Source organism: Nonomuraea sp. NPDC050478 (assembly GCF_044458265.1).
GTDB lineage: Bacteria > Actinomycetota > Actinomycetes > Streptosporangiales > Streptosporangiaceae > Nonomuraea > Nonomuraea ferruginea.
In genome coordinates this window covers 772,167-784,996 of sequence record NZ_JBITHT010000005.1, presented here as the reverse complement: position 1 = coordinate 784,996, position 12,830 = coordinate 772,167, and the positions used below count along the sequence as shown (strand labels likewise).

Here is a 12,830-nt window from a genome sequence, read left to right as displayed (position 1 = left end):
TCAGAGCCGCAGGACGGTGGTCAGGTCGGCTTTCAGGGTGTCCAGGTCCTGGGAGGCGCGGGCGCGGGCGGGCGTGACCTCGTCCGTGACCGGGACGACCACCTCCAGGTAGCACTTGAGCTTGGGCTCGGTGCCGGAGGGCCGGACCACCACGCGGGCGTCGCCCGACAGCAGGAAGCGCAGGCCGTCCGTCGGGGGGAGGCCGCCGTCGCCGCGGCTCAGGTCGTCGATCCGGGTCACCTCACGGCCGCCGAGCCGGGACGGCGGGGTGGCGCGGAGGCGGGTCATGGCCTCCGTGATGAGGGCCAGGTCGCTCACCCGGAAGGACAACTGGGCCGTGGCGTGCAGGCCGTAGCGGCGGGCCTGGTCGTCGAGGAGGTCCAGCAGCGTGCGGCCGGCGCGCTTGGCGCCGGCGGCGATGGCCGCCACGGTGAGGGCGGCGCCGATGCCGTCCTTGTCGTGCACCGGCAGCCCCGCGGCGCCGCCGACGCTGTAGCCGATGGCTTCCTCGTAGCCGAAGACCAGGCCGGGGCCGGCCTTGATGATCCACTTGAAGCCGGTCAGGGTCTCGCCGTAACCGACGCCGTGGGCGCCGGCGATCTTGCCGAGCAGTGTCGAGGACACGATCGTGGTGGCCACCATGCGCTCGCCCGAGGTGTGGGTGATGACGTGCTCGGCGAGCAGGCCGCCCACCTCGTCGCCGGTGAGCATGCGGCAGCCGCCGCCGGGCAGCGGGACGCCCACCGCGCACCGGTCGGCGTCGGGGTCGTTGGCCAGCACCAGGTCGGCGCCGGTCTTGGCGGCCAGGGCGACGGCGAGGTCCATCGCGCCCGGCTCCTCCGGGTTGGGGAAGGCCACGGTCGGGAAGTCGGGGTCGGGCTCGCGCTGCTCCTCCACGGGCAGCGGAGGCTCGAACCCGGCGGCCTCGAAGGCTCGCGCGAGCGTGGCCGCGCCGACGCCGTGCAGCGGCGTGTAGGCGACCCGCAGGTCACGGGCGTCGCCCAGCGGCAGCGCGGTGACGGCCTCGATGTAGGCGTCGACGATGGAATCGTCCAGAAGGGTCCCCGGGCCGCCGAGCGGCAGCTCGGAGACGGACTCCACGGCGTCGATCGCGGCCGAGATCTCGGCGTCGATCGGCGGCACGATCTGCGAGCCGTCGCCCCAGTAGACCTTGTAGCCGTTGTCGCGGGGCGGGTTGTGGCTGGCCGTGACCGTCACGCCCGCGTCGGCGCCCAGACGGCGGACCGCGAAGGCGAGCACCGGGGTCGGCAGCGGGCGCGGCAGCACGGAGGCGCGCAGCCCGGCGCCCTCCAGCACGGCGGCCGTGTCACGGGCGAACACGTCGGACTTGTGGCGGGCGTCGTAACCGATCACCACGTGCCGGCCGGGGCCGAGCACCCGGGCCAGCCCGGCCGCGGCGCGCATGACGGTGACGCGGTTCATCCGGTTGGGCCCGGCGCCCAGCTCACCGCGGAGCCCGGCGGTCCCGAACTCCAGCTTGGCCCCGAACCGGTCGCGCAGCCCCTCGGCGTCGCCGCGCTCCAGCATCGCGGCCAGCTCGGCGCGGGTGTCGGGGTCGGGGTCCTGCGCCAGCCAGGCGCGGGCGCGCTCCTCGATGCTCACGACAGAGGTCAAAGCCGGTCGACCACCTTCGCGAGCAGCACCCCCATGCGGGCGGCGGTGGCGCGCCCGACCTGGAGCACCTCCTCGTGGTCGAGCGGGTCGCCCGCCAGGCCCGCGCCCGGGTTGGTGACCAGCGACACGCCCAGCACGTCCAGCCCGGACTCGCGGGCCGCGATGGCCTCCAGCACGGTGGACATGCCGATCAGGTCGCCGCCGAGCGTGCGCAGCATCCGGATCTCGGCGGGCGTCTCGTAGGTGGGGCCGCGGAAGGCGACGTAGACGCCCTCGGACAGGCTCGGGTCGATCTCCCGTACGAGGTCGCGCAGCCGCTTGGAGTAGACCTCGGTCAGGTCGAGGAAGGTGGTGCCGGTGATCGGGTTGGCACCGGTCAGGTTGATGTGGTCGCTGATCAGCACCGGGTCGCCGACCTGCTGCGTCTCGGGCCGCAGCCCGCCGGCCGCGTTGGTCAGCACGATCGTGCGGATCCCGGCGGCCGCGGCGGTGCGGACGCCGTGGACCACCGAGTCGACGCCGCGCCCCTCGTACAGGTGACTGCGCCCGAGGAAGATCAGCGCGTGGCGGCCGGCGTCGGTGCGGACGACGCGGATGCGGCCGCCGTGGCCCGCCACGGCGGGGGCGGCGAACCCGGGCAGGTCGGTGAACGGGACCTCGGCCACCACCTGCCCGATCGCGTCGGCGGCCGGGACCCAGCCCGACCCCATCACGAGGGCCACGTCGAAGGTGTCGAGACCGGCGGCCGCCTTCAGAGCGGCGGCCGCCTCGCCGGCGAGGGAATAGGGGTCGGTGCTCACGTCAGTAGTCTAGGAGGAGGCGCTCCAGCACCCGCACGCCGAACTGGAGGGCGTCGACCGGCACCCGCTCGTCGACGCCGTGGAACATCGAGGCGAAGTCCATGCCGGCCGGCAGCCGCAGCGGCACGAACCCGAACCCGCGGATGTCGAGGTCGGCGAAGAACGTCTTGTTGTCGGTGCCGCCCGACATGCAGTACGGGATCGCGCGCGCGGCGGGGTCCTCGGCCTTCAGCGCCGCGATCATCGACTCGACCAGGGCGCCGTCGAACGTCGTCTCCAGCGCGATGTCGTGGTGCACGAACTCGCGGCGCACCTTCGGCCCGATCAGCGAGTCGATCGTCTTGAAGAAGTCGTCCTCGAAGCCCGGCAGGAAACGGCCGTCGATGACGGCGCTGGCCTGGCCGGGGATGACGTTGGACTTGTAGCCGGCGTCGAGCTGGGTCGGGTTGGCGGTGTGGCGGAGCGTGGCGCCGACGAACCGCACCAGCGGGCCGAGCCGGTCGAGCAGCACCGACGGGTCGTCCTCGTCGAACGGCAGCGCGTACGCGTCGGCGATCTCGGCGAGGAAGCGGCGCACGGTCGGGGTGTAGGCGAGCGGCCAGTCGTGCGAGCCGATCCTGGCCACCGCCTTGGCGACCTCGGTGACGGCGTTGTCGGAGTTGAGCATGGAGCCGTGGCCGGCGGTGCCGTCGGCCACCAGCTTCATCCAGGCCAGCCCCTTCTGGGCCGTCTCGATGAGGTAGAGCCGCAGCGACGGGTCGACCTCCAGCGAGTAGCCGCCGACCTCGCTGATCGCCTCCGTCACGCCCTCGAACAGGCCGGGGTGGTGCTTGGTGAGGTACTTGGCGCCGAAGGTGCCGCCGGCCTCCTCGTCGGCCAGCCAGGCGAACACCAGGTCGCGGCGGGGCCTGCGGCCGTCGCGGGTGAGCTGGCGCAGCACGGCCAGCATCATGGCGTCCATGTCCTTCATGTCGACCGCGCCGCGGCCCCAGATGTAGCCGTCGCGCACCTCGCCGGAGAACGGGTCGACCGTCCAGTCGGCGGCGTTGGCCGGGACCACGTCCAGGTGGCCGTGCACGAGCAGGGCGGGCAGCGACGGGTCCGTGCCCTCGACGCGGGTGATCACGTTGCCCCTGCCGGGCGCGCTCTCCAGGTAGGTGGCCTCGATGCCGACCTCCGCGAGCCTGGCCATGACGACCTCGGCGGCGGCCCGCTCGCCCGGGCCGCTGCCGTCGCCGTAGTTGCTGCTGTCGACCCGGATCAGCTCCACGCACAGGTCGGCGACTTCGAGTTCGGCAGGGGTCATGATCTCTTCTCCAGGGTTGAACGGGCCGGTACGACCTGGATGAGAGTCTGCACTACCCGGGCGGGTCGGGGTATGCGCCGGGTCAGTCGCCGAGTGACTTGCAGGGGCGTCCGCGCAGCTCCTTGACGTAGTCGTCGGGGGCTCCCGCGCGCTCGGCGGCGTCGGCCAGGATGCCGAGATAGCGGGCCGAGGGCAGGCCGCCCTCGTAGCCGTCGAGGACGTAGAACCAGGCCACCACCTCGCCGTCGAGCGTCTGCACCCGCAGGCGGACCTTGTGGTAGAGGCCGCGGGCCGCGCCCTCCCACTGGTCGAGGGACTGCTCGTCGAACTCCGGCACGTCGTAGAGGGCGACGAAGACGTGATCCGTCGGGTCTTCCACGATGGTGGCGAGCGCGCCCTCCCAGCCCAGGGTCTCCCCGCCGAAGGTCAGGCGCCAGCCGGGCAGCCAGCCCACGCCCCGCACGGGAGAGTGAGGGGCCCGCATGGCCATCTGCTCCGGGTCCATGTTGCTGCCGTAGGCGGCGTAAACAGGCACAGCATGCAAGAGTAGCGTGGCCGTGGCCTCCCCGTTCGTCAGCAGCTCAGAGGATGCGGGACAATAGGTACGTGACGAGGATCGTGATCATCGGTGGCGGACCCGGCGGCTACGAGGCGGCGCTGGTGGCCGCCCAGCTAGGCGCGCAGACCACGATGATCGAGCGCGACGGTCCCGGCGGGGCGTGCGTGCTGACCGACTGCGTGCCGTCCAAGACGCTGATCACCACCTCGGTCCGCAAGCAGGCGCTGCTCGACGCGCCGTCGCTGGGCGTCGGCTTCGACGGCGGGCTCGACGGCGAGGTCGGCGTGGCGCATGTCGACCTGCCCCTCGTCAACAAGCGGGTCAAGGAGCTGGCCCAGGCCCAGTCCGCCGACATCGGGGCCCGGGTCGAGGCCGAGGGCGTGGAGATCATCAAGGGGCAGGGCCGGCTGGTCGACCCGCAGGTGGTCAAGGCCGGCGACCGCACGATCCGGGCCGACGTGGTGCTGGTGGCCACCGGCGCCACCCCCCGCATCCTGCCCGGCGCCGAGCCCGACGGCGAGCGCATCCTCACCTGGCGGCAGCTCTACGACCTCGACAAGCTGCCCGAGCACCTCATCGTGATCGGCTCCGGCGTCACCGGCGCCGAGTTCGCCGGCGCCTACCGCTCGCTGGGCGCCGAGGTCACGCTGGTCTCCAGCCGCGACCGCATGATGCCCAACGAGGACGCCGACGGCGCCGAGGTGCTCGAAGAGGTCTACCGCCGCCGCGGCATGAACGTCATGGGCCGCAGCCGCGCCGCCTCCGTCAAACGCACCGCCGACGGCGTGGTCGTGACCCTCGAGGACGGCCGCACCGCCGAGGGCTCCCACGCGCTGATGACGGTCGGCATGATCCCCAACACCTCCGGCATCGGCCTGGAGGAGGCCGGGGTCCAGCTCGACGACCACGGGTTCATCAAGGTCGACAAGGTCTCGCGCACGTCCGCGCCCGGCGTCTACGCGGCCGGAGACTGCACCGGCGTGCTCATGCTCGCGTCCGTCGCCGCCATGCAGGGCCGCATCGCCGTCTGGCACGCGCTCGGCGAGGCCGTGCAGCCGCTGCGGCTGGCCACCGTCGCGTCCAACATCTTCACCGATCCGGAGATCGCCGCCGTCGGCGTGGCGCAGCGGGCCATCGAGGCGGGCGAGATCGAGGCCAAGGTGGTCAAGCTGCCGCTGGCCACCAACGCGCGGGCCAAGATGCAGGGCTTCAACGACGGCTTCGTCAAGTTGTTCTGCCGCCCCAACACGCAGATCGTGCTCGGCGGCGTGGTGGTGGCGCCGCGGGCGTCGGAGCTGATCCTGGCGGTGTCGGTGGCGGTGCAGCAGCGGCTCACCGTCGACCAGCTCGCCCACACGTTCGCGGTCTACCCGTCGCTGTCCGGCTCCATCACCGAGGCCGCCCGCCGCCTCATGCAGCCCGAGACCTCCCTCGACATCTGACTCTCCTCCGCCCGGCCGATGATTTCGGTCGGCTGGTGTGGTCTGATCAAACGTGCGCAAACTCATCATCCAAGAGCTCGTCTCGGTCGACGGCTACGTGGCCGGGCCCGACGGGGACCTCGGCTTCTTCGAGTCCGTGACCGACTACAGCCAGGTGGACCAGGACAACCTCCGGATCCTGGCGGACGTGGACACCGTCCTGCTGGGGGCGGAGACGTACCGGATGTTCGTCCAATACTGGCCCACCGCTGACGAGACGGTCGCCAAGACGGTGAACACCCTGCCCAAGGTGGTCTTCTCCGCCACCCTGGACGAGGCGCCGTGGGGTGACTGGGAGGCGGCGCGGGTGGTGCGCGGCGACGCGGCCGAGGAGGTCGCCGCGCTCAAGCGGCAGCCGGGCGGGGACATGATGCTCTGGGGCAGCCTGTCTCTCGCCCGCTCGCTGATCCGCGCCGGCCTGCTCGACGAGCTCCAGCTCCGCGTGATCCCCGTCGCCGTCGGCGAGGGCCGCAAGCTCTTCCCCGGCGACCTGAACCGGCTGGACCTGGAACTGACCGAGGCCAGGCCCTACGACTCGGGCATCGTCTCCCTGCACTACCGTCCGAGGCGCACGCCCGCCGCCTGACCGCGCCTGCGGGCCTGGAGGACGGTGTCGTGGAGAGGGATCTCGCGGCCGCCGTGGGACATGACGCGGGACCGGTCCCCGGCGACGGCGATGTCCCATCGGCCGGGGTCGAGGACGGCGGCGAGCTCTCCGATCTCGACGTGGGCCTCCGGGGTGGTGGCGGTGTGGTGGTCCGACGGGTGGTGGCCGACGAGGAGCAGCGTGCCGCCGGGCGCGACCGCTGCCGCCAGCCGCCGGAACAGGTCGCCGGGTGCCGCCGCCGGGTGCACGTAGTGGGAGCAGACGAGGTCGAAGCGCTCTTCGGCGGGCGTCCACGTGGTCAGGTCGGCCTGGATCCAGTCGATCCCGGTCGTGACGCCGGCGGCCGCGGCGTGCTCGCGCGCCCGGTGCAGGGCGGTGTCGGCGATGTCCACCGCCGTCACCTGCCAGCCGTGCGCGGCGAGCCAGATGGCCTCGGCTCCCTCGCCGCAGCCCGCGTCCAGGGCCGTGCCGGGCGTGAGGTCCCGGGCCGCCGCCAGCAGGTAGGGGTTGGGCCGACCGGCCCCGGCCGGGGCGTGAGCGTCGTAGTGCTCGTCCCAGTACGCCTTGTCGAAGGTTTCGGACACAGTCGTTCCTTTCGGTGTCAGCGGGATCCGGCCGAGGTCAGCTCGCGGTGGGCGGCCACCGCCTCGCGGGTCTCCTCGGCGACGAGGTCGGCGTTGATCTGGGCCGCCGCGCCGGCGCCCGCCGCCGCCGCGGTGCCGACCTGGGCGACCAGGTCGGTGACGTTGCCCGCGACCCAGACCCCCGGCACCTCGGTGCGGCCGGTCGCGTCGGCGGGGATGTGTTCACCGGCGCCGCCCGGGTGCTCGACGGGCCGCAGCCCGAGCGTGGCCAGGAAACCAGCCCGCGCCTCCATGCGGGACGCCACCGCCAGGACCTCACGGCTCACCAGGGTGCGGTCGCTCAGCCGTACTCCCACCAGGCGGTCCTCGACGACCTCCAGGGACGCGACCTCGCCCTCCACCACCCTGATGCCGCGCGCGGCCAGGCGCTCCGCGTCCTCGCCTGTGGGGGCGGGCATGGTGTGCGCGAAGTACGTGACGTCGTCGCTCCACTGCCGGAACAGCAGCGCCTGGTGCACGGACATCGGCCCGCTCGCCAGCACGCCGATGGCCCGGTCGCGGACCTCCCAGCCGTGGCAGTACGGGCAGTGCACGACATCCCGGCCCCATCTGGCCCGCAGCCCCGCCACGTCGGGCAGTTCGTCCACCAGCCCGGTGGTGACCAGCAGGCGGCGCGCCCGGACCGTCCGGCCGTCGGTCAGCGTCACCCCGAACCCGTCGTCGTCGCGGACCGCGGCCTCGACCTCGCCGGTCACCACCTGGCCGCCGTAGTGGCGTACCTCCGCCCGGCCGCGCTCCAGCAGCTCACCCGGCGGCATGCCGTCCCGGGCCAGCAGCCCGTGCACGCCTTCGGCCGGGGCGTTGCGCGGGCTGCCCGCGTCGACCACCAGCACCGTCCGCCGGGCCCGCGCCAGCATCAGCGCCCCGTTGAGCCCCGCGGCGCCGCCGCCGACCACCACCACGTCATAGCTGTCGTTCAGCTGCTCGGTCATCGTGACCACCTCCGCGCACACTATGCGGGCGGTCACGCCGTCATGGCAAATGCCTTTGCCGATCCGGCAAATCGCGGTGAGGGGTGCCCGCTATGGACTCTTCGGGGAGTGGGAGCCCACGGTCACGTCGTTGACCGGGAAACGCGCCGGTTGCCCCGTCAGGACCCGTACGGCCTCTTCGGCGGCGATGCGGCGCACCGTCCCGATGGCTTCCTCGGAGTAGTAGGCGGCATGAGGTGTGACGATCACATGGGGCAGCTCGAAGAGGGGGTTGCCCGGACGTTGCCGGTTTCCTGCAGGGGATGGACGGGGAACTCGAGCGGGATGCCGCCGCTGTCACGGATCCCGGCCTTGACCCGGTCGGCGAGGGCGAGATGGTGCCGGTCGCAGGGAACCAGGTCGTTACCCGTCTGGGCGATGCCGATGATCGGCCGGCCCGACTGGAGCTCCGCCGAGGTGAGGCCGTAGTTGAGAAAACGCTCCAGGTAGAGAGCGGTCATCGCCGGATTGCCCGTGTTGTCCCACCAGGCCTGGCTGCTTCGGGGGCCCGTCGGATCCCGCCGGATACTCCTGGAGCGGAACGAGGTCCTTCGACCAGGCTGACAGCACGGGTGTGAGGACCCGCCAAGCCTCTTCGGCCTCGTCGCCGCGGATGGACAGGGTGGCGTTCCCGCTCAGGATGTCGAGCAGCACCTGACCGTAGGCCGGCAGGCTGGGTGCGTCCATCTGGGCGGCCAGGGTGAGCGGGACAAGGGTCTGGGCGTGGGAACCGACGCCCGTGACATCCAGCGCGAAACCCTCCGGGTCGAGCCCGAACCGCAGCATGTTGGGCAGTGCCTCGCCGTGGCCGAAGGGCAGGTGAGGCACGGGCCGGAAGCGTACCGCGATCTCCTTGCGGTCATTCCTGAGCGCTTTGCCGCTGCGAAGCCGGAAGGTCGTGCCCGACCAGCGCCAGCTGTCGAGCTCCAGCTCCACCTCGGCGAAGGTCTCGGTGCGGTGCCCCGGGTCCACGCCTTCCTCGTCGGTGTAGGTGGGCACGACGCGATCACCGACCCGGCCGGCCGTGTAGCGCGCGCGGCGGGTGCGGCGGAGCACGTCCTGCTCGGTGAAGGGCCGCACCGAGCGCAGCACATCGACCTTCCGGTCACGCAGCTCACGCTCGCCGATGCTGATCGGTGGTTCCATGGCCACCAGGCACAGCAACTGCAGCAGGTGATTCTGCACCATGTCCTTGAGCGCGCCGACACCGTCGTAGTAGCCCGCTCTGCCTTCCAGCGTGAGGCACTCATCCCAGACGATCTCCACCTCGTCGATGTGCGCGCTGTTCCAGATGGGTTCCAGCACGCGGTTGGCCAGCCGGCCGCCGAGCACGTTCTGGACGGTGGTCATGGCCAGGAAGTGGTCGATCCGGAACACCGCCTGCTCGGGCACGACCGCCTCCAGCAGACGGTTCAGCTCCGCCGCGCTGTCCAGGTCCTCGCCGAAGGGTTTCTCCAGCGCGATCCGGCTGCCGGGCGGCAGGTTCGCGTCGCGCAGGGCGGCGACCGTGCCGGGGAAGATCGCCGGTGGGAGGGCGAGATAGAGGGCGACGGGCCCGTCACCGGCGATGAGCGAGGCGAGGTCGGCGGGGTCGGTGGCGTCCGCCTGCCGGTACCGGACGGACCCGGCGATCGCCCGCACGCCCTCGCCGGGCTGGTCCGCGGCGTGCCGGGCGAGCTGGTCGGACGCCCAGTCACGGAACTCCTCGACGGACCAGTCCGACCGGTCGGCGCAGGTCAGCTCGAACCCGTCGCCGAGGTGCCCGGCGGAGCGCAGGGCGACCAGGGCCGGCAGGAGGTAGCGGGCGTTGAGGTCGCCGGTCGCGCCGAGGACGACGAGTCGGTTGATCATGTGGTTCCTGCTCTCATGCGTGCGAGGTTGACGCCGCTGGCGATGATCCCGATGTGGCTGAACGCCTGCGGGAAGTTGCCCATGAACGCGCCCGTGGACGGGTCGATCTGCTCGGGCAGCAGCCCGACCGGGCTGGCGCGGGCGCACAGTGACGCGTACAGGTCCTCGGCCCGGTCCTGGTGGCCTTGCAGGATCAGGTTGTCGACCAGCCAGAAGCTGCACAGCAAGAAGGCGCCCTCATCGCCGGGCAGGCCGTCGGGGGAGTGCTCGTGCAGGTAGCGGTAGAGCAGCCCGTCACCGGCCGACAGGCGCTCGGCGATGGCCTCGGTCGTGGCCGTCATGCGGGGATGGCAGGCCGGGATGACCTTGCGCAGCGGCAGCGCCAGCAGGCTGGCGTCCAGGCCGCCGCCACCGTCGAGGTGCTCGCCCAGGCACTGCGTGTCCTCGTTCCACGCCTGGTCCAGGATGAGCCGGCGGAGCTTCTCGGCGGTGGCGCGCCAGGTGGCGATCGGCCCGGACAGGCCGAGCCGCTCACCGATGGCCGCGGCCCGGTCCAGGGCCACCTGGCACATCCCGGTCGAATAGGTGAAGACCCGGCCTTCGCTGCGTACCTCCCAGATGCCCTGGTCCGGCTGCCACCACGTGTGCGCGGCGGCCTCGGCCAGCTCCGACAGGCCGGACCACAGTGCCGGTTCGAGATCGCGGCCGGGGAGCAGCCACTGGTCGGCGCAGTCCAGCACCTCGCCGTAGACGTCGTGCTGGCGCTGGTCGGCGGCGCCGTTGCCCCACCGCACCGGCGCCGAGCGACGGTAGCCCTCCAGGTCGGCGTCGTGGATCTCCTCCGGTACGGGGTCGCCGCCGAGGGTGTACATGATGCGTGGACGGCGGCTCTGCTCGAAGGCGTCGAGTATCCAGCCGAGAAAGGCGTCGGCCTCCTCCCCGATGCCGACGCGCCGCAGCGCGAACACGGCGTAGGCGGCGTCGCGGATCCAGGTGTAGCGGTAGTCCCAGTTGCGCACCCCGCCGATCGGCGCGGGCAAGGAGGACGTGGGCGCGGCGACCAGCGAGCCGTTGGCCCAGTCGTCGCACAGCTTCAGCGTGATCACCGAGCGCCGGACCAGCGCTTCCTGGGGGCCTCGGTAGCTGCACTTGCGCATCCAGCGCCGCCAGGCCTCGGCGGTCTGCCGCAGCATCGTCCCGGCGTCGAACCGGTGGTGGCGGTGCACGCGTCCCCAGGAGAGCACCAGGTCGAGGCGGTCACCCTCCTGAAGGTCGTACGCGGTGCGCATGCCGGTCAGCGGACGGTTGGACCGCAGGTGCAGCCGCAGGCCGGGGTGCCGGGAGGCGCGCACCTCCAGACCGCTGTGAGAGCTTCGCGCCTGCCCGCCACCGCGCGGCTCCAGCTCCGCCCGCAGGCGCACGGTCCCGGACCGGACGACCGCGGACCGGACGAGCTCGGACCGGCCGCTGCCCGCGTCGTCGCTGAGGTCGGCGCCGGCCCGCAGGGCCAGCGCGTCGGTGATCCGGACCAGGCCGGTCGGACCGCGCAGCTCGGTCACCAGCACCGCGGTGTCCGGCTCGTAGAACTGCCGGGCCTCGCGCAGGTCGTCCACGGTCAGCGTGAAGTGGCCGCCGCGCGCGTGATCCAGCAGGCCGCACAGCAGGGGCTCGCTGTCGAAGCGGGGCAGGCACAGCCACGGGATCGAACCGTCGACGCCGACCAGCGCCGCCGTCGTGCCGTCGCCGATGAGGCCCAGGTCCTCCAGCGCCAGGTAGCCGTCGCGGTGGTGCACCGGGCGAAAGGGTGGATCGAGATCGAGCATGTCCGGGACCGGCTTCCGTCACGCGAAGGTGATCAGCACTTTCACCACGTTGTCGAGTTTCTTGTCCGAGACCTCGAAGCCACGCTCCATCTCGTCGAAGCGGAACGTGTGGGTGGTCAGGTGGGTCGGATCGAGCCGTTTGTTCGCCAGGATGCGCAGCAACCGTTCCATGCGCAGCCGGCCGCCCGGGCACAGACCGGTCGCGATCGTCTTGTCGGCCATCCCGACGCCCCACTCGACGCGGGGGATGCGCACGAACTCGCCTTCCCCGTAGTAGCCGGTGTTGGATACGGTCCCGCCCGGCCTGGTGATCTTGACGGCGGTCTGGAAGGTGCCGTCCGCGCCGAGGGCTTCGATGGCGGTGTCCACGCCCTGCCCCCCGGTCAGGTCGAGGACGCGCTCGACGACGTCCTCGGTGGTGAAGTCGACGATCTCGTCGGCGCCGTAGTAGCGGGCGAGCTTCTGCCGGCCGGGCACCGATTCGACCCCGATGACCAGGCCGGCGCCGCGCAGCCTGGCGCCCGCGGTGGCCATGAGGCCCACCGGGCCCTGGGCGAGCACGGCGACGGTCCCGCCTATGGGGATGTCGCCGTTCTCCGCGCCCATGAACCCGGTGGAGAGCATGTCGGCGCAGTAGACGGCCATCTCGTCGGGGACGTCGTCGGGGATCTTCGCCAGGTTGGCGTCGGCCTCGTTGACGTGGAAGTACTCGGCGAACACGCCGTCCTTGGAATTGGCGAACTTGAACCCGCCGAGCGGTCCGCCGGACTGTGACGGGTGACCGTTCTGGGAGGCGACATCGCCCCAGTCGGGGGTGATGGCGCCGGCCAGGACGCGGTCGCCCGGCCGGAAGATCTTCACCTCGCTGCCCACCTCGTGCACCACGCCGACGCCCTCGTGGCCGAGGGTGAGGTTCTCCCGTGGCCCGATGCCGCCGGCGACGGTGTGGGAGTCAGAGGTGCAGATGAGGGCGGTGGTGGTCCTGACGACGGCGTCGAGGGGACCGGCTCGCGGGACGGGTTTGTCCATGAAGCCGACCTGTCCGATCCCCTTCATCACGAACGCTTGCATCGTGCCCCCGATTGCTCCCCCGTGTCGGCGTCGCGTAGAACGCCGGAAACACGCAACGGCGTACCCTGCGAACTTCGGGGTT

13 protein-coding genes are annotated in these 12,830 nt (G+C 72.1%); 2 read left to right on the top strand and 11 right to left on the bottom strand.

Annotated features, from left to right (window positions below; translation table 11 throughout):
* The 4 genes from ACIBF7_RS28475 to ACIBF7_RS28460 form a co-directional block, all read right to left on the bottom strand.
* Complete coding sequence (locus tag ACIBF7_RS28475; RefSeq protein WP_397198536.1) at nucleotides 1-1,635, bottom strand: phospho-sugar mutase; 1,635 nt, start codon at nucleotides 1,633-1,635, stop codon at nucleotides 1-3.
* Nucleotides 1,632-2,435 carry a purine-nucleoside phosphorylase gene (locus ACIBF7_RS28470; RefSeq protein ID WP_397198535.1) on the bottom strand — a complete coding sequence of 268 codons (804 nt, stop codon included), beginning with the start codon at nucleotides 2,433-2,435 and terminating at the stop codon, nucleotides 1,632-1,634. The genes ACIBF7_RS28475 and ACIBF7_RS28470 overlap by 4 nt, the downstream gene beginning before the upstream one ends.
* A 1-nt stretch (nucleotide 2,436) precedes the next feature.
* Nucleotides 2,437-3,741 carry a M20/M25/M40 family metallo-hydrolase gene (locus ACIBF7_RS28465; RefSeq protein WP_397198534.1) on the bottom strand — a complete coding sequence of 435 codons (1,305 nt, stop codon included), beginning with the start codon at nucleotides 3,739-3,741 and terminating at the stop codon, nucleotides 2,437-2,439.
* A gap of 82 nt (nucleotides 3,742-3,823) precedes the next feature.
* Entirely contained in the window at nucleotides 3,824-4,276 is a 453-nt protein-coding gene (locus ACIBF7_RS28460; protein ID WP_148036953.1) for a gamma-glutamylcyclotransferase, read from the bottom strand.
* Between the two features lie 71 nt (nucleotides 4,277-4,347).
* Here ACIBF7_RS28460 and ACIBF7_RS28455 point away from each other — a divergent pair, with 71 nt between their 5' ends.
* A complete protein-coding gene (locus ACIBF7_RS28455; RefSeq protein WP_148036954.1) occupies nucleotides 4,348-5,742 on the top strand; it encodes an NAD(P)H-quinone dehydrogenase in 1,395 nt (464 codons plus the stop codon).
* Between the two features lie 52 nt (nucleotides 5,743-5,794).
* Nucleotides 5,795-6,367, top strand: a complete 573-nt coding sequence (locus ACIBF7_RS28450) for a dihydrofolate reductase family protein (RefSeq protein ID WP_271278644.1) — start codon at nucleotides 5,795-5,797, stop codon at nucleotides 6,365-6,367.
* On the opposite strand, the gene ACIBF7_RS28445 is transcribed toward ACIBF7_RS28450, so the two are convergent.
* The 7 genes from ACIBF7_RS28445 to ACIBF7_RS28415 all read right to left on the bottom strand — a co-directional run bounded on the left by ACIBF7_RS28445 (nucleotide 6,337) and on the right by ACIBF7_RS28415 (nucleotide 12,706).
* A complete protein-coding gene (locus ACIBF7_RS28445) occupies nucleotides 6,337-6,972 on the bottom strand; it encodes a bifunctional 2-polyprenyl-6-hydroxyphenol methylase/3-demethylubiquinol 3-O-methyltransferase UbiG (RefSeq protein ID WP_271278645.1) in 636 nt (211 codons plus the stop codon). The two genes, ACIBF7_RS28450 and ACIBF7_RS28445, sit on opposite strands and share 31 nt — an antisense overlap.
* Nucleotides 6,973-6,989: 17 nt before the next feature.
* The gene (locus tag ACIBF7_RS28440; RefSeq protein WP_271278660.1) at nucleotides 6,990-7,964 is read right to left on the bottom strand and encodes an NAD(P)/FAD-dependent oxidoreductase; all 975 of its coding nucleotides are present in this window, start codon (nucleotides 7,962-7,964) and stop codon (nucleotides 6,990-6,992) included.
* 90 nt (nucleotides 7,965-8,054) lie between these two features.
* The gene (locus ACIBF7_RS28435; RefSeq protein WP_271278646.1) at nucleotides 8,055-8,213 is read right to left on the bottom strand and encodes a hypothetical protein; all 159 of its coding nucleotides are present in this window, start codon (nucleotides 8,211-8,213) and stop codon (nucleotides 8,055-8,057) included.
* A complete protein-coding gene (locus ACIBF7_RS28430; protein ID WP_148036958.1) occupies nucleotides 8,210-8,464 on the bottom strand; it encodes a dihydroxy-acid dehydratase in 255 nt (84 codons plus the stop codon). The genes ACIBF7_RS28435 and ACIBF7_RS28430 overlap by 4 nt, the downstream gene beginning before the upstream one ends.
* Nucleotides 8,367-9,854: a glucose-6-phosphate dehydrogenase gene (locus ACIBF7_RS28425; RefSeq protein WP_397198533.1), complete on the bottom strand. Its 1,488-nt coding sequence runs from the start codon at nucleotides 9,852-9,854 to the stop codon at nucleotides 8,367-8,369. The genes ACIBF7_RS28430 and ACIBF7_RS28425 overlap by 98 nt, the downstream gene beginning before the upstream one ends.
* The gene (locus tag ACIBF7_RS28420) at nucleotides 9,851-11,647 is read right to left on the bottom strand and encodes a glycoside hydrolase family 15 protein (protein WP_271278648.1); all 1,797 of its coding nucleotides are present in this window, start codon (nucleotides 11,645-11,647) and stop codon (nucleotides 9,851-9,853) included. The genes ACIBF7_RS28425 and ACIBF7_RS28420 overlap by 4 nt, the downstream gene beginning before the upstream one ends.
* A 48-nt stretch (nucleotides 11,648-11,695) precedes the next feature.
* Nucleotides 11,696-12,706, bottom strand: coding sequence for an NAD(P)-dependent alcohol dehydrogenase (locus ACIBF7_RS28415; RefSeq protein ID WP_364225450.1), 1,011 nt, complete (start codon nucleotides 12,704-12,706; stop codon nucleotides 11,696-11,698).
* Between the last annotated feature and the right edge of the window lie 124 nt (nucleotides 12,707-12,830).

Excerpts from the sequence above, each read along its gene's own strand:
- ACIBF7_RS28415 (WP_364225450.1), bottom strand. The coding sequence starts at position 12,706 with ATGGACAAACCCGTCCCGCGAGCCGGTCCCCTCGACGCCGTCGTCAGG.
- ACIBF7_RS28440 (WP_271278660.1), bottom strand. The coding sequence starts at position 7,964 with ATGACCGAGCAGCTGAACGACAGCTATGACGTGGTGGTGGTCGGCGGC.
- ACIBF7_RS28425 (WP_397198533.1), bottom strand. The coding sequence starts at position 9,854 with ATGATCAACCGACTCGTCGTCCTCGGCGCGACCGGCGACCTCAACGCC.
- ACIBF7_RS28430 (WP_148036958.1), bottom strand. The coding sequence starts at position 8,464 with ATGACCGCTCTCTACCTGGAGCGTTTTCTCAACTACGGCCTCACCTCG.
- ACIBF7_RS28465 (WP_397198534.1), bottom strand. The coding sequence starts at position 3,741 with ATGACCCCTGCCGAACTCGAAGTCGCCGACCTGTGCGTGGAGCTGATC.